The 21,441-nt window shown below is 70.4% G+C and carries 18 protein-coding genes; 4 read left to right on the top strand and 14 right to left on the bottom strand.

Features of this window, described 5'->3' with window-relative positions; genetic code table 11:
* Nucleotides 1–14: 14 nt before the first annotated feature.
* Nucleotides 15–1,175, bottom strand: coding sequence for a flavodoxin-dependent (E)-4-hydroxy-3-methylbut-2-enyl-diphosphate synthase (gene ispG, locus PLL68_RS00600; RefSeq protein WP_324530641.1), 1,161 nt, complete (start codon nucleotides 1,173–1,175; stop codon nucleotides 15–17).
* Between the two features lie 250 nt (nucleotides 1,176–1,425).
* On the opposite strand from ispG, the gene PLL68_RS00595 reads away from it, so the two are divergent.
* The gene (locus PLL68_RS00595; RefSeq protein ID WP_324530639.1) at nucleotides 1,426–1,866 is read left to right on the top strand and encodes a hypothetical protein; all 441 of its coding nucleotides are present in this window, start codon (nucleotides 1,426–1,428) and stop codon (nucleotides 1,864–1,866) included.
* A 152-nt stretch (nucleotides 1,867–2,018) separates the two neighbouring features.
* On the opposite strand, the gene PLL68_RS00590 is transcribed toward PLL68_RS00595, so the two are convergent.
* The 13 genes from PLL68_RS00590 to PLL68_RS00530 form a co-directional block, all read right to left on the bottom strand.
* A complete protein-coding gene (locus PLL68_RS00590) occupies nucleotides 2,019–2,381 on the bottom strand; it encodes a hypothetical protein (RefSeq protein WP_324530637.1) in 363 nt (120 codons plus the stop codon).
* A 1-nt stretch (nucleotide 2,382) separates the two neighbouring features.
* Nucleotides 2,383–5,523, bottom strand: coding sequence for an ATP-binding protein (locus tag PLL68_RS00585; protein ID WP_324530635.1), 3,141 nt, complete (start codon nucleotides 5,521–5,523; stop codon nucleotides 2,383–2,385).
* A 98-nt stretch (nucleotides 5,524–5,621) separates the two neighbouring features.
* Nucleotides 5,622–6,986 (bottom strand): M50 family metallopeptidase, encoded by a 1,365-nt coding sequence (locus PLL68_RS00580; protein ID WP_324530633.1) that lies wholly within the window; start codon nucleotides 6,984–6,986, stop codon nucleotides 5,622–5,624.
* A complete protein-coding gene (dxr, locus tag PLL68_RS00575) occupies nucleotides 6,983–8,203 on the bottom strand; it encodes a 1-deoxy-D-xylulose-5-phosphate reductoisomerase (RefSeq protein WP_324530631.1) in 1,221 nt (406 codons plus the stop codon). Before dxr ends, PLL68_RS00580 begins: the two co-directional genes overlap by 4 nt.
* A 2-nt stretch (nucleotides 8,204–8,205) precedes the next feature.
* Complete coding sequence (locus PLL68_RS00570; RefSeq protein WP_324530629.1) at nucleotides 8,206–8,553, bottom strand: barstar family protein; 348 nt, start codon at nucleotides 8,551–8,553, stop codon at nucleotides 8,206–8,208.
* Nucleotides 8,554–8,570: 17 nt separating this feature from the next.
* The gene (locus tag PLL68_RS00565) at nucleotides 8,571–9,635 is read right to left on the bottom strand and encodes a DnaB-like helicase C-terminal domain-containing protein (protein WP_324530627.1); all 1,065 of its coding nucleotides are present in this window, start codon (nucleotides 9,633–9,635) and stop codon (nucleotides 8,571–8,573) included.
* Nucleotides 9,636–9,689: 54 nt separating this feature from the next.
* Nucleotides 9,690–11,150, bottom strand: a complete 1,461-nt coding sequence (locus PLL68_RS00560) for an NAD-dependent succinate-semialdehyde dehydrogenase (protein WP_324530625.1) — start codon at nucleotides 11,148–11,150, stop codon at nucleotides 9,690–9,692.
* A gap of 68 nt (nucleotides 11,151–11,218) precedes the next feature.
* Nucleotides 11,219–12,502 (bottom strand): saccharopine dehydrogenase family protein, encoded by a 1,284-nt coding sequence (locus PLL68_RS00555; RefSeq protein WP_324530622.1) that lies wholly within the window; start codon nucleotides 12,500–12,502, stop codon nucleotides 11,219–11,221.
* 91 nt (nucleotides 12,503–12,593) lie between these two features.
* Entirely contained in the window at nucleotides 12,594–13,367 is a 774-nt protein-coding gene (locus PLL68_RS00550) for an ABC transporter permease (RefSeq protein WP_324530686.1), read from the bottom strand.
* Between the two features lie 26 nt (nucleotides 13,368–13,393).
* Nucleotides 13,394–14,308 carry an ABC transporter permease gene (locus PLL68_RS00545; RefSeq protein ID WP_324530620.1) on the bottom strand — a complete coding sequence of 305 codons (915 nt, stop codon included), beginning with the start codon at nucleotides 14,306–14,308 and terminating at the stop codon, nucleotides 13,394–13,396.
* Nucleotides 14,305–15,453, bottom strand: a complete 1,149-nt coding sequence (locus PLL68_RS00540; RefSeq protein WP_324530618.1) for an ABC transporter ATP-binding protein — start codon at nucleotides 15,451–15,453, stop codon at nucleotides 14,305–14,307. Before PLL68_RS00540 ends, PLL68_RS00545 begins: the two co-directional genes overlap by 4 nt.
* Complete coding sequence (locus tag PLL68_RS00535; protein ID WP_324530616.1) at nucleotides 15,453–16,691, bottom strand: ABC transporter substrate-binding protein; 1,239 nt, start codon at nucleotides 16,689–16,691, stop codon at nucleotides 15,453–15,455. Before PLL68_RS00535 ends, PLL68_RS00540 begins: the two co-directional genes overlap by 1 nt.
* A gap of 12 nt (nucleotides 16,692–16,703) precedes the next feature.
* On the bottom strand, nucleotides 16,704–18,152 hold the full coding sequence (locus tag PLL68_RS00530) for a gamma-aminobutyraldehyde dehydrogenase (RefSeq protein ID WP_324530614.1): 1,449 nt from the start codon (nucleotides 18,150–18,152) through the stop codon (nucleotides 16,704–16,706).
* 178 nt (nucleotides 18,153–18,330) lie between these two features.
* Here PLL68_RS00530 and PLL68_RS00525 point away from each other — a divergent pair, with 178 nt between their 5' ends.
* From PLL68_RS00525 to PLL68_RS00515, 3 genes are all read left to right on the top strand, one after another.
* Nucleotides 18,331–18,834 (top strand): Lrp/AsnC family transcriptional regulator, encoded by a 504-nt coding sequence (locus PLL68_RS00525; RefSeq protein ID WP_486657354.1) that lies wholly within the window; start codon nucleotides 18,331–18,333, stop codon nucleotides 18,832–18,834.
* Nucleotides 18,831–20,261, top strand: coding sequence for an aspartate aminotransferase family protein (locus tag PLL68_RS00520; RefSeq protein ID WP_324530611.1), 1,431 nt, complete (start codon nucleotides 18,831–18,833; stop codon nucleotides 20,259–20,261). Before PLL68_RS00525 ends, PLL68_RS00520 begins: the two co-directional genes overlap by 4 nt.
* 8 nt (nucleotides 20,262–20,269) lie before the next feature.
* A partial coding sequence (locus PLL68_RS00515; RefSeq protein WP_324530610.1) for an NAD(P)/FAD-dependent oxidoreductase occupies nucleotides 20,270–21,441 on the top strand: 1,172 nt, incomplete at its 3' end.

The following is a 21,441-nucleotide window of genomic DNA, read 5'->3' as shown; positions in this document are numbered from 1 at the left end:
GCCCCGGCGTGGCGTCAGCCGACGGTGACCGACGGCGCGCCCGCCGACTCCTCGTCCATCGGCTCGCCCATCTCCTCGGCCAGGCGCATGGCCTCCTCGATGAGGGTCTCCACGATCTGGCTCTCGGGAACGGTCTTGATGACCTCGCCCTTGACGAAGATCTGGCCCTTGCCGTTGCCGGAGGCGACGCCGAGGTCGGCCTCGCGGGCCTCACCGGGGCCGTTGACGACGCAGCCCATGACGGCCACGCGCAGCGGCACCGTCATGCCCTCGAGCCCGGCCGTCACGGCATCCGCGAGCTTGTAGACGTCGACCTGGGCCCGGCCGCACGACGGGCACGACACGATCTCGAGCTTGCGTGGCCGCAGGTTCAGCGACTGGAGGATCTGGATGCCGACCTTGACCTCCTCGACCGGCGGGGCCGACAGGGAGACGCGGATCGTGTCGCCGATGCCCTGCGAGAGCAGCGCCCCGAAGGCCGTCGCCGACTTGATGGTGCCCTGGAACGCCGGCCCGGCCTCGGTGACCCCGAGGTGCAGCGGCCAGTCGCCGCGCTCGGCCAGCAGCTGGTAGGCCCTGATCATCACGACCGGGTCGTTGTGCTTGACCGAGATCTTGAAGTCGTGGAAGTCGTGCTCCTCGAACAGGCTGGCCTCCCAGACGGCAGACTCGACGAGCGCCTCGGGGGTGGCCTTGCCGTACTTCTTCATCAGCCGCGGGTCGAGCGAGCCGGCGTTGACCCCGATGCGGATCGACACACCGGCGTCCTTGGCCGCCGCGGCGATCTGCTTGACCTGGTCGTCGAACTGGCGGATGTTGCCGGGGTTGACCCGCACCGCTGCGCAGCCGGCGTCGATGGCCGCGTAGACGTACTTGGGCTGGAAGTGGATGTCGGCGATGACGGGGATCTGCGACTTGCGCGCGATCGCGGGCAGCGCCTCGGCGTCGTCCTGACTCGGGCAGGCCACGCGCACGATGTCGCACCCGGCGGCCGTGAGCTCGGCGATCTGCTGGAGCGTGGCGTTGATGTCGGTGGTCGGCGTCGTCGTCATCGACTGCACGGACACCGGGGCGTCACCGCCGACGGCGACCTTGCCGACCTGGATCTTGCGGCTGACCCGACGGGGGGCGACGACGGGCGGGGGCAGGGGCGGCATACCGAGCGAGACGGACATGACGCAAGCCTAACCGGGGTGCGCCCAGGACAACGGGTCCCCACGAGCAGGGCACCTTCACGTTCGCGCGACAGATGGCAACCCCCGCCGGCTCCAACCCCCTGCCGCACGACGGCGTCAAGGGCGACTCCTGAGCCTGTGGGTCTCCGCGTGACTGACGGGCTGGCGCGTTTACGGGTCGTTTACAGCTGGTCAAGACAGTGGTCCCACGCCATCGGACCCGCCGATGAGACACGAAGGAGCAGCCGTCATGAACACGACCCGCACGTTCGCCCGCTCGACCAGGACCCGCCTCGGGGCGGGCGTCCTCGCCCTCGCCGCGGCCATGTCGCTCGGTGCCGCCGGTCAGGCACAGGCGATCGGCACCGACGTCAACGGTGGCCGGATCCACTGGAACGTCTACCCCTGCAGCGACGGCGCCTCCGGAACGTCGGTCAACGCCACGATCCTGTACGACGTCCCGTCGGCAGGCACCTACCAGACCCGGCTCGGGCTCTACCGGTCCACCGACGACGGCCGGCTCGCACTCGGCCCCCTGGTGACCTGGACCCGCAGCAACACGACAGGCATCCGCACGTCCTGGTCCGCATGGAACGGCTACACCGGCAACACCGAGCTCACGGCCTTCGTCTTCAAGTGGAACGGCTCGTCGTACGCCTTGGTCGCCCGCGAGACCATCCCGTGCCTGTGAGGACCGGCCGGGTGGTGGATCGCCTGGGTCACGGCAGTGGGGTTCGCTGACCCCGCGCCGACCATCGTCCGCTACCCGGCGTTCAAGAGGCATGACGAACCCGGGTCCGGGGCGGCAGCAGCTCAACGCGCTGCCGTCCCGGACGAGCGGCTCTACTCGTCGTCGGCCAGCGCGCGGACCTCGGCGACGACACGGTCGTCACCGAGCGTGACGCTCGCCAGCGGCCCGCCGGCCTCGGGGTGGCTGATTCGCAGTTCGAACTCGATGCCGGTGGTCGCGACGACGCGCGCGGCGCCCAGCAGGAGCGGGACGGTCTCCGCCCGCACCTCGGCGAAGTGGCCGATGTGGTCCAGCCCCGGGTGCTCACCCACGAGGTGCTCGACGACGGTCCTCAGATCCTCGCCGCCCTCGTCGAGCGCACGCTGGAAATGCTCCTGGCGGTCGGCCTTGACACCCTCGGCGTTGAGCACCTCGGCCAAGCCGAGTGCCCGCGGTGAGTTACCAAGTTCGGTCATCTCAGATCCTCTCGGAGAGGGCTGTCGGCACCTGGGCCGTTCGGCGGACCCTGGCCGCCGACCGAGCGTGGCGCTGCTCACCCGTGACATCGCCCATCATGGCGCAGGACAGTGCCAGCAGGTCGTCGACAAGGCCGAAGACAGCCCCTCCGTTGACCGTGACGAGAGCGCCGGAGTACGGCCCACAGAACGAGCGCAACTCGGCGACCAGACGGTCCCGGTCGGCGTCACGAGCGACCCGTCGCAGTGCGGAGAGGGCGAAGCAGGCACCGGCGATCCGGTGCGGGGTGCCTGCCGTGGACTGCCACAGGTACTCCACCCGGCCGGCACTCGCCGGCGCGACGGGCCCGTCGATGGCCATCAGCCCGAGCTGCACCACCGGTTGCTGGGCGACATCGGGCGCTGCGTGCTCCAACAGTTGGGGGGCGGACGCGAGGTCCGTGGCGAGCACCGTCGCGAAGGCACGCTCGACGGCGGTCATCACCAGCAGGGACTGGTCCACGTATGCCGCGGACCGTTCGGCTGCCGCGTCCGCGGCCCTCAGGGCGGCGTCATCGCGAAAGAGCGTCGCCTCGGTCGCACCGATCGTGGCCGACCACCACTGGTGCAGGGCGAAACCACTGGCAACGGCGTCGCGACGGTACTCCGCGAGGGCCTGAGCGAACAGCGCGAGGTCCCCGGAGTCCAGGGCGTCCTTGGTGTGGGTCCACAGTGCGGTGAGGGTGAGCTCAGGCTCGTGGAGACGGCGAGCGAGGTCGACCATCTGGCCGCTGAGCCGAAGTCGTTCGACGGGGCCCGTGTCGGCCCGCCAGGTGAGGCTGTGCAGGCCCCGGAGGGCGAGCATCCTCGTCTCGGAGACCGGTCCGTCCAGGGCCGTGACGAACTGCGACGCCGCCTCGGCGAGAGCCGCGTCCAGCCGTGCGTCGACCCTCCCCATCGTGGCGCGCACGAGGGACTCGAGCAACGCGACGCGATCACCGAGCTGAGCGGGCGGCGTCTCGGCAGCCTCCAGGGTCAACCGCGCGGCCCGGTCCTGCTCGGCACCGAAGGGCCGCCAAGGGCCGGTCGCCAGGATGGCGGCCCGGGACAGCAGCGTCGGGTCTGCGAGAGCTCGCGCCACGTGGGCGATCGGCGTCGCGAGGGCCTGGGCCGCCTCGAGGTCGCCCGCGAGGGTGCGGGCCCGGCCGGCCTCCAACCGCCAGACGACCCGGTCCCGGGCGAGGCCGATGTCCCCCTCACCCAGGACGGCGGCCCGCTCGAACAGCTCGGCCGCGCGCAGGTGGCCGCCGAGGAGCAACGCCTCGCCTGCCTCGGATGCGGTGAACACGGCCGCCTCCGACCTACGGGCACCTCCGGCGTCGCGCAGGTGCCGCGCCAGGCGTGCGGTCTCGGGGGTGCCGCGGCGCAGCAGCGCGGTGGCGGCACGGTCGTGCAGGTCCTGACGATCCTTCTCCTCGAGTGTGCCGAGCACCGCGTCGCGGACGAGGTCGTGCCGAAAGGCCGGACCGAGCGAGGAGTCGACCACGAGACCGGCCGCCACCAGTTCGCCCAGCTCGTCATCGAGGTCTGCCCTGCCGAGGCCGACGAGCTCTGCGACCAGGGGTAGGTCGAAGGCGGCCACGGGGTCCAGGGCCGCGACCTCGAGAAGGCGGCGCTGCCGGTCGCTCAGAGCGTCGACCAGCGCCACGAAGTGGGCCGTGACACTCGCGGGTGGCGTCTGAGGGTGGTTCCCCGCCGCCACATGGCGGGCGCCGGCCACGAGGAGGAACGGATGGCCGCCCGAGCGCTCGACGAGCTGGTCCACGAGGTCGGCGTCCTCCGCGAGCTGGCGGGGCAGGACGACCGACAGGACGTCCCGGCTGCCGTCCTCGGTCAGCTCGGCCAGTGCGATGACCGTGGCACTGCGGGCCACCTCCTCGGCCAACCCGGCTGGCAACCGGCTGGGCGACGAACACGCGAGCACCACCGGTGACCGGACCCGCGCTGCCAACAGGTGCTCGAGGACGGCCGTGTCGTCCGGCCCCAACCACTCGGGTCCGTCCACGATGACGGTGACACCGGCCCGGGCTGCGGCCTCGGCCAGGCGCGTTGCCCGCTGGGCCGCTGCGCTCAACGCGCCGACCACGCCCGCCCCGGCTGCCGCGGGCCCGTCGACACCCAGGGCCTCCTCCAGGGTGCTGACAGTCGCCGGGGTGCGGTGGCGCGCCGCGAGCATCACGGATGGGACGAGAGCGTGCAGGTGCCGCACCAGCTCGGTCTTGCCGATCCCTCGAGGCCCGCTGACGACGACGACAGGCGCCGGTACAGCGCCCCCGTGCACCAGGGAGAGGACGGCATCGACCTGATCCTGCCGTCCGGCGAGCACCGGCACCGGGGTCTGCGTCGGTGGGTCAGGGGTCGCGAGCGCCGGGTCGTGGTTGAGGATCGCTCTCTCCAGCGCCCCGACTGCTGGTGTCCCGTCGAGCCCCAGCTCGTCAACGAGGCGCTGGCGGAGGTCGCGCAGGAGACTCAGGGCGCCCGGCTGGTCCGCACACCGGTACCGTGCGAGCGCCACGGCGCACGCCACTGGCTCCGAGAAGGGGAACTCGTGCACCCACGACGGGCCGTGGGCCCGAACGAGGTCGTGGAGACCGGCGACCAGCTGCGCCTGTGCCAGGTCGGCGACGATCTCCTCCTTGCGGGCGGCGATCCGTTCCCTCTCGGCGTCGACGGCTGGGATGCCGTCCACGTCGGCGAAGGGCCGGCCCACCCAGAGGCCGAGGGCCTCGGCGAGCATCGGGGCACGGACGGTGGCCGGCAGCCTGCTCGCTCCGCCAGCCCGGCGCAGCGCCGTCTCCACGATCTCGACATCGAGCTCCCCGGGCTCCACGACGAGTCGGTAGCCCCCCTCGCTCGAGGTGAGGCGCGACAGGCCGTGCCCGCGCATGGCGGCGCGGGTGCGCTCGACGTGGACCCGGATCGCGGTGCGGGCGGTCGCGGGAGGACTGCCGTTCCACAGCTCGTCAACCAGGTCCTCGGTCGGGACCGGACGGTTCGGACGGCAGAGCAACAGCGCGAGCAGCCGTCGCTCCTGTGGCCGCAGCCGGACGGGGGCGCCATCGACGAACACGTCGACCGGCCCGAGGACCCGGAAACGGACCATGAGCCCACCTCCTGCCCGGGTCGATCCGCCGACGCTTCGCTCAGGGTAGCGAGGCACCACCGAGGCAGATGGTCATCGACGGCGTCCCGCCCCAGGCGTCAGCCGCCGAGGTTGATCGGCTTGACGAGGTCGGCGTAGATGAGCAGCGCCGTGAAGCCGAGCAGCACCATCGACACGGTGTACGCGACGGGCAGCGCCTTCGCGACGTCGACGTAGCCGGGGTCCGGTCGTCCGCGCAGCTTCGCGACCTGGCGCTTGAGCCCCTCCCACAGGGCCCCGGCGACGTGGCCGCCGTCCAGGGGAAGCAGCGGGATGAGGTTGAAGATGAAGAGCATGAAGTTCAGCGCCGCGAGCAGGCCGACGAGGAACCAGACCTTGTCGCCCACCGAGTCCCCGACGAACGCGTCGTACTTGCCCTCGGTGGCCTCCCCCGCGACCCGGCCCACGCCGACGACGGACATCGGGCTGTCGATCTCGCGCTCGGCCCCACCGAAGGCGGCCTCCCAGACCCCGACCATTCGCGCCGGGATGTGGACGATGGCCTCGGCGGTGCGGCTCACGTAGGTGCCGATGATGCCGGGCACGGCCGTGACCGGCTGCTGCACGTACTCGACCGGGGCGGTGGTCCGCACGCCGAGGAACCCTGCCTCGGTGGTCTGCTCGGTGCCGTCGGGGTTGGTCACGGGGAGGCCGTCGGCGTCGAGAACCGGCACGACGTTGCGGATCGGCGTCGCCGTGACGGTCAGTGGCTCACCGTTGCGCTCGAGCACGATCGTCACGTTCTGGTCGACGCGCGGGCGGATCAGGGTGCTGATGTCACGGGTGTCGTCGATGGGCTGGCCGTCGATGGACACCACCCGATCGCCGGGCAGGATGCCGGCCGCGAGCGCCGGCGTGTCGGGCTGGTTCGTGCAGGTGGTCGCGTCCCCCGCCTCGGTCACCGGGACGACGCACTGCGACACCGACGCGACGACCGCGCCGGGCTGGGCGGTGGCCACCCCGTGGACGGTGACGAGGATGGTCAGCAGGACAGTGCCGATGAGCAGGTTCATGGTCGGGCCGCCGAGCATGACGATGACCTTCTTGGGCACCGACAGCTTGTAGAAGACCCGGTTCTCGTCGCCGGGACGGACCTCTTCCAGGCTCGCCGCGCGGGCCTCGTCGACGAGCTGGCTGAACCGACCGGTGCTCGACACGCGCACGGTGCCGGGGTCGTCGCCCTTGCGCGGGGGGAACATGCCGATCATCCGGATGTACCCACCCAGCGGGATCGCCTTGACCCCGTACTCCGTCTCCCCCCGACGGCGCGACCACATCGTCGGGCCGAAACCGACCATGTACTGCGTCACGCGGACACCGAAGCGCTTGGCCGGCACGAGGTGCCCCACCTCGTGCAGGGCGATCGACACGGCGATCCCGGTGGCCATGAAGAGCACACCGAGGATGAAGGCGAGCGTGCTCAACGGTTCTCCTGGATCTGGTCGTCGTCGACGGCGATGCCGATGAGGTCGGCGGCGCGGTGACGGGCCCACCGGTCGGCGGCGAGCACTCCCTCAACGCTCGAGGCGTCGAGTTCGCTCCCAGTGTGCGCCTCGACGACGCGTTCCACCGTGTCGACGATGTCGGTGAACGAGATCACCCCGTCGTGGAAGGCATCGACGCACACCTCGTTGGCGGCGTTGTAGACGGCCGGGAAGGTGCTCCCGGCCTCGCCGACCCGGCGCGCCAGGCGCACCGCCGGGAAGGCGTCGTCGTCGAGCGGGTGGAACTCCCAGCTCTGGGCCAGGCTCCAGTCGCAGGGCACGTCGACGTCGGTCAGGCGCTGCGGCCAGGACAACCCGAGGGCGATCGGCACGAGCATGCGCGGCGGCCCCAGCTGGGCGATCGTCGACCCGTCGTGGAACTCGACCATCGAGTGGATCTGCTGCTGGGGGTGCACGACGACGTCGATGCGGTCGAAGGGGATGTCGAAGAGCAGGTGGGCCTCGATGACCTCCAGCCCCTTGTTGACCAGCGTCGCGGAGTTCGTCGTGATGACCCGTCCCATGGAGAAGTTCGGGTGGGCCAGGGCCTGCTGTGGGGTGACGTCGGCGAGGTCGGCGCGGCTGCGCCCGCGGAACGGGCCACCGCTGGCCGTCACGACGAGGCGGCGCACCTCGTCGGCCCGCCCTCCTCGAAGGCTCTGCGCGATGGCGCTGTGCTCGGAGTCGACCGGCACGATCTGGTCGGGTGCGGCGGCCGCCTTGACGAGCGGGCCGCCGATGATGAGCGACTCCTTGTTCGCCAGCGCCAGCACCGACCCCGCCTCGAGGGCTGCCAGGGTCGGCCGCAGACCGATCGACCCCGTGATCCCGTTGAGCACGACGTCGGCGCCACACCCTGCGGCGATCGTCGCGGCATCCGCCCCGACGACGACGTCGGTCACGGATGCCGGCCGGCCGGCGTGCGCTGCCGCCGCGGCGATCGCGGCGCGAACCTCCTCGACCTGGCCGCGGGCGACACCCACGAGCGGCACGTCGAAGGCGACGGCCTGACGTGCGAGCAGCTCGACGTTGCCCCCGGCGGTGAGGGCGGCCACGGTGAAGGCACCCGGGTGCGCGGCGATGACCTCGAGGGCCTGGGTGCCGATCGAGCCGGTGGAGCCGAGGATGGCGACGGAGCGGGAAGTCACGGGAGCCATTGTCAGCGCTCGATGACGCTCACGTGAAACCGGGGATGAGCCAGGGCCACCTCACCGAGCACCCCGTTCAGCTGTGCCGCCGCGAACGGGTCGTCGCGCTGCAGGGCCAGGACGCCGTCGACGACGAGCTCAGCCTCCCCGTCGTCGTGCCGGGCGAGGTGGTCGAGCAGGTCGGCGAGGGCGTCGAGGTTGCCGCCGAACCACCCGGGGAAGTCCAGGGCGTCGGCGAAGGCCTCGAGGGTGGCGGCCTTGGTCTCCCCCGCGACGACGAGACGGACGACGCGACCGCGTGCCACGGCATCCGCGACGAGGGCGTCGACGTCGACCGGCGGCCGGAGATGGCGGATCACGCCTCCATCCTCCCGCGTCACGTGGTGAAGATGCGCTCCTCGATGAGGCGTTCGGTCACGACCCGCGCCTGCGGGTGGAAGCGCCCGTGCTCGAAGTCCTTCTCGACCTCGAGCTCGACGTGCCCGAGCCCGTGCCGGTTCTTCTCGACGGTGATGACGGCCCAGCGCCGGAAGCGCTGCACGCTGCCGAGGTCGTAGACCAGGTGCTCGCGCGAGACGATGTTCTCCTTGCTCGACAGGATGAGCACGAGGTCGGCCTCGTAGGCCAGCGCCGAGGAGCCGCGCAGGTCGCGGGTGCGCATCCGGTGGCCAGCGCCCAGGCTCTCGCGGTCGGCCGCGGAGATGCACACGACGGGGCACTCGAGCTCGAGGGCCATGTCCTTGAGGGTCTCGGTGACGACGGTGACCCGCGCGACCTCGTCGCCGCCGCGCTCGTCGAGCGGCACCTTCTGGAGGTAGTCGACCATGACCAGCGGGGGCTCGCCGGCCTCCTCCCGCACCTCGGCCAGCACCCGGGCCACCTCGGCGGGGGTGGTGTCGCTCGTCGACTCGTGGATGTGCAGCCGCGGGGCGTACTCCAGCACGGCCGCGAGGGCGTCGGCGCCGTACGGGATGCCGGCCAGCGCATCGGCGAGGCCACGACGGTCGGGGTCGGGCGCCTCGAAGACCGAGCGCACGGCGTGGACGTCGGCCGCCGCCGCAGGGTGCTGCCCGGCCCCGACGGCCAGGCACGACGCCTCGAGGGCGATGAGGCGCTGGATGAGGGTTCCCGCCTCGTGCTCGAAGGAGAAGACCACCGCGTGCCGACCGGTGCGCACCGCGTTGCGCACCATCTGCAGCGCGATCGTCGTCTTGCCGGACCCTTCGCTGCCCCCGAGCAGGACGAGCTCGCCGGAGCGCAGGCCGCCGTCGAGGGTGGCGTCGAGCAGGTCGAACCCGGTGGGCCAGACCGTGGCCCCGGGGCGCGCGCCACGGCGCAGCGACGCGTCGGCCTCGTCGAGCAGGTCCTGCACCGAGCGGCGGCGGTCGACCTGGCGGGCACTGCTGGCCGCTGAGGCAGCGGCATCCGGGCTGTTGCTCATGGAGGACATGAGACCACTTGAGTCAGCTCCCCCGGGTGGATTCGACGTCAGGAGTCAGAGGGCGATGCCGACGTACTTGGTCTCGAGGTACTCGTCGATCCCCTCGAACCCGCCCTCGCGGCCGAAGCCCGACTGCTTGACGCCACCGAACGGCGCCGCAGGGTTGGACACGATACCGGTGTTGACGCCGATCATCCCGAACTCCATGGCCTCGGCCACCCGGATCATCCGGTTCTGGTCGTTGGTGTAGATGTAACCGACGAGTCCGTACTCGGTGCCGTTCGCCTTGGCCACGGCATCCGCGTCGTCGGTGAACGTGCACACCGGCGCGACCGGCCCGAAGATCTCCTCACCGAGGCACCGGCTGTCGGCCGGCACGTCGGCGAGCACGGTCGGTGCGTAGAAGAACCCCTTGCCCGGCACGGGCGCGCCACCGGTGAGCACGCGGGCCCCCTTGCCGACGGCGTCCTGGACGAGCTCGTCGACCTTGTCGCGGGCCTTGCCGGTGATGAGCGGGCCGACGTCGACCCCCTTCTTGGTGCCCTTGCCGACGACGAGCGCGCCCATGCGGGCCGCGAGCTTGGTCGCGAACTCCTCGGCGAGCGACTCGTGGACGAAGAACCGGTTCGCCGCCGTGCAGGCCTCACCGATGTTGCGCATCTTCGCGAGCATCGCCCCGTCGACGGCCGCGTCGACGTCGGCGTCCTCGAAGACGAGGAAGGGGGCGTTGCCGCCGAGCTCCATCGACAGGCGCAGCAGCTGCTCGGCCGACTGCTCGACGAGCATCTTGCCGACCGGGGTGGAGCCGGTGAAGGTCAGCTTGCGCAGCCGCTCGTCGCGGATGAGGGGCTCGCACACGGCACCGGAGTGGGTCGTGGTGACGACGTTGAGCACACCGTCGGGCAGGCCCGCCTCCATCATGACCTCGGCGAGCAGCAGCATCGTCAGCGGCGTCTCGTGGGCGGGCTTGACGACCATCGTGCACCCCGCGGCGACGGCCGGGCCGATCTTGCGGGTGCCCATCGCGAGCGGGAAGTTCCACGGCGTGATCATCAGCGTGGGCCCGACCGGCTGCTTCATCGTCAGCAGTCGCGAGGCGCCGTTGGGAGCCACCGAGTACCGGCCGTGGATGCGCACGGCCTCCTCGGCGAACCAGCGGAAGAACTCCGCACCGTACGCAACCTCACCGCGCGCCTCGGCCACGGTCTTGCCCATCTCCAGGCTCATCAGGGTGGCGAACTCGTCCGTGCGGGCGACGAGGGCGTCGAAGGCCCGGCGCAGGATCTCGCTGCGCTCGCGGGGCGGGGTCGCCGCCCAGGTCGGCTGGGCCTCGTGGGCGGCTGCCAGCGCGGCGAGCCCGTCCTCCGGGGTTCCGTCCGCACACGTCGTGAGAACGGCGCCGGATGCCGGGTCGCTCACCTCGAAGCGCGCGCCACCGCTCGCTTCCCGCCAGGACCCCCCGATGAGCAGACGGGTGGGAACGGACTCGACGAGCGACTTCTGGGTGAACGCCATGGGGGTGTCCTTCTGGGTCCGGGCGGCGGTGATCGGTGGCGGTACAGCGGTGGTGGCGAGCCTACGACTCAGCGGTCCTCGAGGCCCCACGGGGAGCCGTAGCCCTGCGGCTTCGGCGCGGCGAGCAGGTCGAGGAACGGCACGGCGTCGAAGGCCTCCGGGCCGAGCACGCCCGCGCCCGACCAGGTGCCGTTCGCGAGCAGCTCGAGGGCGACGACGGGGTTGATCGCCGTCTGCCAGACGACGCACTGGGCGCCGTAGTCGCGCATCGTGTCCGCGTTGTCGGAGACGTGGTAGAGGTAGGTGCGCCGCGGCATCCCGTCCTTGCCGGTGCCGGTCACCCACAGTCCGGCGCAGGTCTTGCCCTCCATGCGCGGGCCGATGGTCGCTGGGTCGGGCAGCACGGCGGCGACGACGTCGCGGGGGCTGACCTGCACCCCCTTGACCGTGACCGGGTCGGTGCTGTCGAGCCCGAGGGTGTGCAGCGTGCGCAGGATCGTGATCATCTCCTCGCCGAGGCCGTACTTGAAGGTCACCTTCTCGGCGTCGACCCAGCGCGGCATGAGGAGCACCTCCTCGTGCTCGACGTGCACGCACTCCACCGGGCCGATGCCCTCGGGGAAGTCGAAGACCTCGGGCTCGCTGAACGGCGGCAGCGTGAAGAATCCGGCCTCGACGTCGTAGCCGCCGTCGGAGCCCACCGCTCGGGCCTTCTCCCACACCACGGGCGGGTTCAGGCACTCCTCGATGATCGTCCACATCGAGAAGCCCGGGGCGAAGACCTCGTTGCCGTCCTCGTCGCGGATGACGAGGTTGGCACCGTCGCGGGTACCGAGCTCGTCGATGTGGCTGAACAGGTGGTCGGCGGCGTAGCGCGCGAAGACGTCGGAGAGCCCGGGCTCGACCCCGATGCCGACCAGGGCCAGGCGCCCGTCGGCCTCCCACTGCTCGGCCTGGGCCAGCTGGTCGTCGCCGAGCTTGACGCCGACCTTGGCGTACGGCTGCTCGGGGTGACGGCTCGACAGGCTCATCGCCATGTCGAGGTAGTCCGCACCGGCGGCGCGGGCGCCCTCGAAGATCGGCAGCACGAAGCGGGGGTCCACGGCGTTGAACACGTGCGTGGCACCCACCTCGCGCGCCAGCGCCTCGACCGCGCCGGCATCCGACGCATCGACGCGGGCGGCACGGAACCGGGTGTCCCCCGGGTTGCGCTCGATGACCGAGGCCACCGTGCGCTCGGAGCGGGTGAGGTCGTAGTCGGCGACCACCCACTGCTCGAAGAAGGACCGTTCGGCGGCGATGCGGGCGGCGGCGTCACCGACGCCGCCGGCACCGACCATGAGGACGCGCATGGTGTTCCTGTCTCAGGGTGTCACCGGGGGTACCGGTGGTGGTGGAGGTCCGGCCCGCCGGGCTCTCGCCCGGCGGGCCGGATCAGGTCGTTCACTTCTTGCGGGCGTTGCCGATCAGCTGGCCGCCGATGACCAGCGCCAGGGCGATGACGAACATCGAGAAACCGATGACGTTGGCCTGAGCCGGGATGCCGCGCAGGTAGGAGATGTAGACGAACTTCGGGAACGTCGTCTCGTTGCCGGAGACGAAGTTGGTGATGATGAAGTCGTCGAAGGACAACGAGAACGCGAGCAGCGCCGCACCGACGATGCCCGGGAGCACCAGCGGGAAGGTGATCTTCCAGAACGTGCTGCCCGGCCCGGCGTACAGGTCCTGGGCGGCCTCCTCGAGGCGCGGGTCCAGGCTCTGCAGGCGGGCCTTGACCGTGACGACGACGAAGCTGACGCAGAACATGATGTGGGCGATGACGATCGTCCAGAACCCCAGCTGCAGACCGACGTTGGAGAAGCCCTGGACGAAGATCGTCAGCAGGCTCGCGCCGAGGACGATCTCGGGTGTGGCCATCGGCACGAAGACCAGGACGTTGCTCGTGCCGCGCCCGCGGAAGCGGTGGCGCACCATCGCGAACGCGAGCATCGTGCCGAGCACCGTCGCGATGACGGTGGCGATGACGCCGATCTGGATCGACGTCACGAGCGACTCGCAGACACCGGGGGCACCGCAGGGGTCCTTCCAGTGCTTCAGGGTCGGGCTCCCCTCGGGGTTCCACGAGATGTTGGACTTCTTGTAGTTGTTGAACGAGAAGGCGAACGTGTAGGCGACGGGCAGGAACAGGTAGAACAGCACGAGCAACGCCGTGATCATGGCGAAGCGGTTTCCGATCCAGCGGATCACACCAGTTCCTCCGTTCCGAAGCGGCGCACGTAGACGAACACCATGGCGAGGATGAGGGCCATCAACGTGAACGAGAGCGCTGCGGCCGTCGGGAAGCCACCGGGCACCCGGAAGAACTGGCTCTCGATGACGTTGCCGATCATCTTGGTGTTGTCCGACCCGAGCAGTTCGGCGTTGACGTAGTCACCGGCTGCGGGGATGAAGGTCAGCAGCGTTCCGGCGAGCACGCCCGGCATGCTGATCGGCAGCGTCACCGTGCGGAAGGTCGTGAACCCGTTGGCGTACAGGTCTCCCCCTGCCTCGATGACCCGGGAGTCCGCGCGCTCGAGCGAGGCGTAGATCGGCAGCACCATGAAGGGCAGGAAGTTGTACGTCAGACCCGCGACGACCGCGATCCAGGTCTCGGTGATCCGGCCACCGGGGAGCAGGTGCAGGGTGTTCAGCGTCGACGCGACCGGACCCTCGTCCGCGAGGATCTGGCGCCAGGCCACGGTGCGCAGGATGAACGAGGTGAAGAACGGCGCGATGACCGCGATGAGCATGACGTTGCGCCAGCGACCGGCCTTGAACGCCATCGCGTAGGCCAGCGGGTAGGCCAGGCAGAACGCGAAGAACGTCGCGAGGGTGGCGAACAGGATCGAGCGGCCGAAGTGCGGGGCGAAGTCGGTCAGGGCCGTGACGTAGTTGCCGAAGTTCAGGTCGCGGTAGTAGTACCCGGGGTAGCCGGGGAACTGCGACTGGAGGCTGACCGAGAACAGCTGGCCGAGGGGGATGACGAAGAACACGAGCAGCCAGAGCGCACCGGGCAGCAGGAGCAGGTAGGGAACCCAGCTCCGGCCCTTGCGGTTGGGCTGCGGTGCCGGGGGCGGCGTGGTGCCACCCGCGGAACTCACGTGGGCAAGGGCGCTCATGTCAGGCCAGCCTCCGCCGCAGCCCGGGCCTCGGCCTCGTCGACGGGGACGCCGAACGCGTGGTGGGGGTTCCAGGACAGCCACACGTCGTCACCCGGACGCAGGTCGATCGGCTCGACGTCGAGGTTCTGCTCGTAGCAGCTCCACACCGTGCCGCTCGGCAGCTGCACGAGGTACTGGGTGGCGACCCCGGTGAACGACACGTCGAGCACGATGCCCTTGACGTCGTCGCCGGCACCCTCGGAGGGGCGGCGCATGACGCGCACCTTCTCGGGGCGCACACCGAACGTGATGTCGCCGTCGGTGACCGCGCTGCGCGCGATGGGGATCTTGACCTTGGTGCCCTGGATCTCGGCCACGAGGTGGGTGCCGTCGCGGTCGATGACCCGGCCGCTGCCGAGGTTGGACTGACCCACGAAGTTGGCGACGAAGGCCGTGCGCGGCAGGTCGTACATCTGCGCGGGCGGGCCCATCTGCTCGATCCTCCCGTGGTTCATCACGGCCACGGTGTCGGCCATGGTCATGGCCTCCTCCTGGTCGTGCGTGACGTGGATGAACGTCAGGCCCACCTCGGTCTGGATGCGCTTGAGCTCGACCTGCATCTGACGCCGCAGCTTGAGGTCGAGGGCGCCGAGTGGCTCGTCGAGCAGGAGCACCTCGGGGCGGTTGACGATGGCCCGGGCCAGGGCCACCCGCTGCTGCTGACCACCCGAGAGCTGGGCGGGCTTGCGCGCGGCGAGGTGATCCATCTGCACGAGCTTGAGGGCATCGTCGGCGAGCGCGGCGGCATCCGCCTGTCCCCGCCGCTTGGGACCGAACGCGACGTTGTCGCGGATGGTCAGGTGCGGGAAGAGCGCGTAGCTCTGGAACACCGTGTTGACCGGACGCTCGTAGGAGCGGCTGCCGGTGAGGTCGGTGTCGCCGATGAGCAGGCGCCCGCTCGTCGGCTGTTCGAGGCCGGCCACCATGCGCAGGGTCGTCGTCTTGCCGCAGCCGGACGGGCCGAGCAGGGCGAAGAACGAGCCCCGCGGGACGACCAGGCTGAGGTCGTCGACGGCGGTGAACTCGGCGAAGGACTTCGTGACGTTCTCCAGACGCAGGTCGCCCTGTGCGTCGCGGAAACCGCTTGCGTTCTTGCGAGCCATCAGTTGCCCATCACCTTCTGCCAGATGGCGCTGTATTCCTGGTCCTCCTCGGGCGAGAGTGCCCGGAACCCTTGGATGTTGTTGTCCGCGATGAACGCCTCGCTCGGGAAGATGAACGGGCTCTCGGCGAGCTCGGGATCGGTCTTCGCGAGCACCTCCCGGGCGCCGACGACGGGGCACACGTAGTTGACCCAGGCCGCGACCTCGGCAGCGACCTCGGGGTCGTAGTAGAAGTTCATCAGGGTCTGGGCGTTGCGGCGGTGCTGCGAGGTGATCGGCACCATCATGTTGTCGCTCCAGATCGTGCCGCCCGACTCCGGGATGACGAACTCCCAGTTCTCGTTCTCGGTCTCGGCGCGCAGGATGAACAGGTCACCGCTCCAGACGATGCCGGCGACGGCGTTGCCCGACTTGAGGTCCTCGAGGTAGGAGTTGCCCTTGATCCGGCGGATGTAGCCCTCGTCCATGCGCTTCTCGATCTCGGCCACGGCCGCCTCGAACTCCGCCTTGCCGAACTCGGAGGTGATGTCGACGCCCTGGCTCTGCATGATGATGCCCACGGTGTCGCGGAACTCGCTGAGCACGACGATCTTGCCCTTGAGCTCGTCGGTCCACAGGTCGTCGAGCGTCTTGATCTCCTTGGAGACCTTGGACTTGTCGTAGCCGATGCCGGCGAAGCCGGACTGCCAGGTCAGCGAGAAGTTGCGGCCCGGGTCGAAGCTGACGTTCTGCAGCGCCGGCAGCAGGTTCGGTGCGTTGGGCATGGTGATCAGCTCGAGCGGCTGGCACAGCTGGTCGCGGATGATCCGGTTTGCCATCCAGTCGGTGAAGGTGAAGATGTCGCGCCCGATGTCCTGGCCCGCGCGAAGCTGGGGCGCGATCTTGTTGAAGTACGCGTCGTTGTCCTCGATGTCCTCGGTGTACTCGGCACGGATGCCGGTCTCGGCGATGAACCGCTCGAGGGTCGGGTACTTCTTGGTCTCCTCGTCGTAGTCGAGGTAGGCCGTCCAGTTGGCCCAGCGCACCACCTTGTCGGTGTCGGAGAGGTCCTCGGGCAGCACGAGCGAGGCGACCCCGCCCGAGGGTGGGGGCGGTGGTGCGCACGCGCTGAGCGCCGCCGCCGCGCCACCGAGGGCGGCCGTGCCGAACAGGGAGCGCCGCGTCAGCGCCGAGGACCGTGCGGCGCTGATCAGCCCGCGGGTCATGGGATCGGCCGGTGGCCGCCGTCGAAGTGCCATGTGGTGTGTTCCTCAGCTCTCGATGTTCGCCATGACGTGCTTGATGCGCGTGTAGTCCTCGAACCCGTACATCGACAGGTCCTTGCCGTAGCCCGACTTCTTGTACCCGCCGTGGGGCATCTCGGCGACGAGCGGGATGTGCGTGTTGATCCACACGCAGCCGAAGTCCAGGGCCTTGCTCATCCGCATGGCTCGGCCGAAGTCCTTGGTCCACACCGAGGACGCGAGGCCGTAGTCGACGCCGTTCGCCCAGCGGATCGCCTCGGCCTCGTCGGTGAACTTCTGCACGGTGATGACCGGTCCGAAGATCTCGTTCTGGATGGCCTCGTCGTCCTGGCGCAGCCCGGAGAGCACGGTCGGCTCGAGGTAGTAGCCCTCGCCGAGGTCGGTACGGCGGTTGCCGCCCGCCGAGACCGTCGCGTGGGAGGGGATGCGGTCGATGAAGCCGGAGACGTGCGCCAGCTGGCGAGCGTTGTTGACCGGGCCGAAGAGGGCGTCCTCGTCGTCGGGGAGGCCGACCGGGGCCGACCTGCGCGCGAACTCGGAGAGCGCGGCGACGAAGTCGTCGTGGATGCCGGGTGCGACGAGGACCCGGGTGGCGGCCGTGCAGTCCTGCCCGGCGTTGAAGTACCCGGCGACGGCGATGCCCTCGACGGCCGCCTCGATGTCGGCGTCGTCGAACACGACGACCGGGGCCTTGCCACCGAGCTCGAGGTGGACGCGCTTGATGTTCGGCGCTGCACTGGCCGCGACCTCGGCGCCCGCGCGCACCGACCCCGTGATCGCCACGAGGCTCGGCGTGCGGTGCTCGACGAGCATCCGGCCGGTCTCGCGGTCACCGGTGATGACGTTCAGGGTGCCCGCCGGGAGGTACTGCGAGGCCAGCTCGGCCAGCCGCAGGGTGCTCTCGGGGGTGGTGTCGCTCGGCTTGAGGACGACGCTGTTGCCCGCGGCCAGCGCGGGGCCGATCTTCCAGACCGCCATGAGCAGCGGGTAGTTCCACGGGGTGACCTGCCCGACGACGCCGATCGGCTCGCGCCGGATCCACGAGGTGTGGCCGGCCATGTACTCGGCCGAGGCCCTCCCTTCGAGGACGCGAGCCGCGCCGGCGAAGAAGCGCAGCTGGTCGACCATCGGCGGGATCTCCTCACTCGCGGTGAGGGCCTTGATCTTGCCGGTGTTCTCGGACTCCAGTGCGATGAGCTCGTCCGCGTGCGCTTCCACGGCATCCGCGAACTTCAGCAGGGCCTGCTGCCGCTCGCTGGGGGTCGTGGCGCCCCACTCCCCCGCGAACGCCTGCTCCGCAGCGGCATAGGCCGCGTCGACGTCCTCCTGGCCGCTGACGGGGGCGGTCGCGACGACCGATCCCGTGGCCGGGTTGATGATCTCGGTGGTGGCATCTGTCCGCCCGTCGACGTACTCGCCGCCGATGAAGTTGCGCAGGTGTCGCTGACCGCTCATGGGTGATGGCTCCCAAAGGGGTGGGGGGTGGGGTTCGGTGCTACCGGACTCTAAGCGCACGACCACCGAAATCGCTAGGGATTGCGCGACGGATGTGCTGAAAAGTTACACACCGGACACACAATGCATGCGGAATCCGTTCCAAGGGTGGTTGCAAACCGTCGAGATCCGCGACACGATGGCGCGCGTGACCTCCACCTCTCGACCCCCCCGGGTGACTCGTGCATCGTCCGAGACCCGTCTGGACGACATCGCCAAGCACATCATCGAACTGCTCCAGGAAGACGGCCGGCAGTCCTACGCCGCGATCGCCAAGGCGGTCGGTCTGTCCGAGGCGGCCGTGCGCCAGCGCGTGCAGCGCCTGCTCGACGCCGACGTCATGCAGATCGTCGCCGTGACCGACCCCCTCCAGGTGGGCTTCAGCCGGCAGGCGATGATCGGCATCCGGGTCTCCGGCGACCTGCTCGCCGTCGGTGACGCCCTGACGGCGATGCCCGAGGTCGACTACGTCGTCACGACGGCCGGCAGCTTCGACATCCTCGCCGAGGTCGTCTGCGAGGACGACGACCACCTGCTGGACCTGCTCAACCAGCAGATCCGCATCCTGCCCGGCGTCACGAGCACCGAGACCTTCGTCTACCTGAAACTCAACAAGCAGCACTACAACTGGGGTACCCGATGAGCACCTACCCGTCCGACGTCTGGGAGCCGAGCTCCGATCGCCACACCGGTACCGGAGCCCTGTACTCCGATGCCGCCCGCGACCACCTGTGGATGCACTTCACCCGGCACTCCACCTTCGAGGACCACGGCCTCGGCCACTCCGTGCCGATCATCACCAAGGGTCAGGGCTGGACGATCTGGGACGACCGGGGCAACGAGTACATCGACGCCCTCGCCGGCCTGTTCGTCACCAACGTCGGCCACGGCCGCACCGAGATCGCCGAGGCGATGGCCAAGCAGGCCAGCGAGCTCGCATTCTTCCCGCTGTGGTCCTACGCCCACCCGCGGGCCATCGAGCTCGCCGAGCGGCTGGCGCACCACGCCCCGGGTGACCTCAACCGGGTGTTCTTCACCACCGGCGGCGGCGAGGCCGTCGAGACGGCGTGGAAGCTGGCCAAGCAGTACTTCAAGCTCACCGGCAAGCCGACGAAGCACAAGGTGATCTCGCGCTCGATCGCCTACCACGGCACCCCCCAGGGGGCGCTGTCGATCACCGGCATCCCGGCGGCGAAGTCGATGTTCGAACCGCTCGTTCCCGGCGGCCACAAGGTCCCGAACACCAACATCTACCGCGCCCCCGAGCACCTGCGCGACGACGAGAAGGCGTTCGGTCGCTGGGCTGCCGACCGCATCGCCGAGGCCATCGAGTTCGAGGGCCCGGAGACCGTCGCGGCCGTCTTCCTCGAGCCCGTGCAGAACTCCGGTGGCTGCTTCCCGCCGCCCGCCGGGTACTTCGAGCGGGTCCGCGAGATCTGCGACGAGTACGACGTCCTGCTCGTCTCCGACGAGACGATCTGCGCCTTCGGCCGCATCGGTTCGATGTTCGCCTGCGACGACCTGGGCTACGTCCCGGACATCATCACCACGGCCAAGGGAATCACCAGCGGCTACGCCCCGCTGGGCCTGATGATCGCCAGCGACCGGCTCTTCGAGCCGTTCCGCCACGGCACGACGTACTTCCCGCACGGGTACACGTGGGGCGGCCACCCCGTCTCCTGCGCTGCCGCGATGGCCAACCTCGACATCTTCGACCGCGAGGGCCTCAACGACCGGGTCAAGCAGAACGCCCCGGTCTTCAAGCGCACCCTGGACAAGCTGCTCGACCTGCCACTCGTCGGCGACGTCCGCGGGGCCGGCTACTTCTACGGCATCGAGCTCGTCAAGGACAAGGCCACCCGCGAGACGTTCAACGACGACGAGAGCGAGCGCCTGCTTCGCGGCTTCCTGTCCAAGGCCCTCTTCGACGCAGGGTTGTACTGCCGGGCCGACGACCGCGGCGACCCCGTGGTGCAGCTCGCTCCCCCGCTGACCATGGGGCCGAGCGAGTTCGACGAGATCGAGCGGCGCCTGCGCTCGGTGCTCACCGAGGCCGAGAACCACCTCTGACCGTCGCAGTGAGCCTGACCAGCCCGCTGTGGGCCGATGGTGCGAGCGCCAGCCGCGCCACGGCATCCGACCTGCCGTTCTCCGCAGAGGTGGTCATCGTCGGCGGTGGCTACACCGGCCTGTGGACGGCGTACTACCTGCTGCGCGAGCGCCCCGAGGCCGACGTGCTCGTGCTCGAGGCCGACCACGTCGGTTTCGGGGCGAGCGGTCGCAACGGTGGCTGGGTGTCGGCGTTGTGGCCGGTGTCGCCCGACACGCTGGCCCGACACGCCGGGCGCGCGGGGGCCGTGGCCCAGCTGGCCGCGCTGCGCGACACCGTCGACGAGGTCGGCCGCGTCGACGGAGCCGAGGGCTTAGGCAGCGGGTTCACCAAGGGCGGTGCGCTGGTCGTCGCGCGCACCACCGCCCAGGAGGAGCGCGCGCGGGCGGAGGTCGCCCACGCGGCCGCGTGGGGCGGGTCGACGACGTGGCTGGATGCCGGTGCCACCCGCGAGCGCCTCGCCGTCGCCGTCACACGGGGGGCCACCTTCACCCCCGACTGCGCCCGGGTGCACCCGCGGCGGCTCGTCGACGGGCTGGCGGGGGCCGTGCGCCGGCTCGGTGGGCGGATCGTGGAGGGGGCACGCGTGACGCGCACGGGCGACCGGGTCGTGGTGCTCGCCGACGGACGGCGGGTGTCAGCGGGTGCGGTCATCCACGCGACCGAGGGCTGGTCGGGGACGGTGTCGGGGCAGGGCCGCCGGGTCGTTCCGGTGTACTCGCTGATGGTCGCCACCGAGGTCATCGACGACGCGCGGTGGGCGCGGATCGGGCTGGCCGGCCGCGAGGTGTTCAGCGACCACGGCCACGTCGTCATCTACGGCCAACGCACCGACGACGGCCGGATCGCGTTCGGTGGCCGCGGCGCGCCCTACCACTGGGGGTCGGCGATCGGGCCGGAGTTCGACCACGACGAGGCGGTGTTCGGCGCACTGCGCTCGACCCTGCGAGACCTGCTCCCCCAGCTCGACGGGGTGGGCTTCACCCATGCCTGGGGTGGGCCGCTCGGCATCGCCCGCGACTGGCACCCGTCGGTCACGTGGGATCCGGTGGCCCGCACCGGGCGGGCCGGTGGCTACGTCGGGGACGGGGTGGCGGCGAGCAACCTGGCCGGCCGCACCCTGGCCGACCTCGTGCTCGG

Source organism: Ornithinibacter sp. (genome assembly GCF_035443565.1).
Classification (GTDB): domain Bacteria; phylum Actinomycetota; class Actinomycetes; order Actinomycetales; family Dermatophilaceae; genus Fodinibacter.
The sequence above is the reverse complement of the archived record's forward strand: the minus strand, read 5'-3'. Positions and strand labels throughout refer to the sequence as shown.

What these genes read in the sequence shown, in the direction of transcription:
- PLL68_RS00530 (WP_324530614.1), bottom strand. Translation starts at nt 18,152, where the DNA reads ATGAGCGGTCAGCGACACCTGCGCAACTTCATCGGCGGCGAGTACGTC.
- PLL68_RS00565 (WP_324530627.1), bottom strand. Translation starts at nt 9,635, where the DNA reads ATGAGCAACAGCCCGGATGCCGCTGCCTCAGCGGCCAGCAGTGCCCGC.
- PLL68_RS00535 (WP_324530616.1), bottom strand. Translation starts at nt 16,691, where the DNA reads ATGGCACTTCGACGGCGGCCACCGGCCGATCCCATGACCCGCGGGCTG.
- PLL68_RS00545 (WP_324530620.1), bottom strand. Translation starts at nt 14,308, where the DNA reads ATGAGCGCCCTTGCCCACGTGAGTTCCGCGGGTGGCACCACGCCGCCC.
- PLL68_RS00590 (WP_324530637.1), bottom strand. Translation starts at nt 2,381, where the DNA reads ATGACCGAACTTGGTAACTCACCGCGGGCACTCGGCTTGGCCGAGGTG.
- dxr (WP_324530631.1), bottom strand. Translation starts at nt 8,203, where the DNA reads ATGGCTCCCGTGACTTCCCGCTCCGTCGCCATCCTCGGCTCCACCGGC.
- PLL68_RS00560 (WP_324530625.1), bottom strand. Translation starts at nt 11,150, where the DNA reads ATGGCGTTCACCCAGAAGTCGCTCGTCGAGTCCGTTCCCACCCGTCTG.
- PLL68_RS00540 (WP_324530618.1), bottom strand. Translation starts at nt 15,453, where the DNA reads ATGGCTCGCAAGAACGCAAGCGGTTTCCGCGACGCACAGGGCGACCTG.
- PLL68_RS00585 (WP_324530635.1), bottom strand. Translation starts at nt 5,523, where the DNA reads ATGGTCCGTTTCCGGGTCCTCGGGCCGGTCGACGTGTTCGTCGATGGC.
- ispG (WP_324530641.1), bottom strand. Translation starts at nt 1,175, where the DNA reads ATGTCCGTCTCGCTCGGTATGCCGCCCCTGCCCCCGCCCGTCGTCGCC.
- PLL68_RS00550 (WP_324530686.1), bottom strand. Translation starts at nt 13,367, where the DNA reads ATGATCACGGCGTTGCTCGTGCTGTTCTACCTGTTCCTGCCCGTCGCC.
- PLL68_RS00525 (WP_486657354.1), top strand. Translation starts at nt 18,331, where the DNA reads ATGGCGCGCGTGACCTCCACCTCTCGACCCCCCCGGGTGACTCGTGCA.
- PLL68_RS00555 (WP_324530622.1), bottom strand. Translation starts at nt 12,502, where the DNA reads ATGCGCGTCCTCATGGTCGGTGCCGGCGGCGTCGGTGACGCCGCCGCC.
- PLL68_RS00520 (WP_324530611.1), top strand. Translation starts at nt 18,831, where the DNA reads ATGAGCACCTACCCGTCCGACGTCTGGGAGCCGAGCTCCGATCGCCAC.
- PLL68_RS00595 (WP_324530639.1), top strand. Translation starts at nt 1,426, where the DNA reads ATGAACACGACCCGCACGTTCGCCCGCTCGACCAGGACCCGCCTCGGG.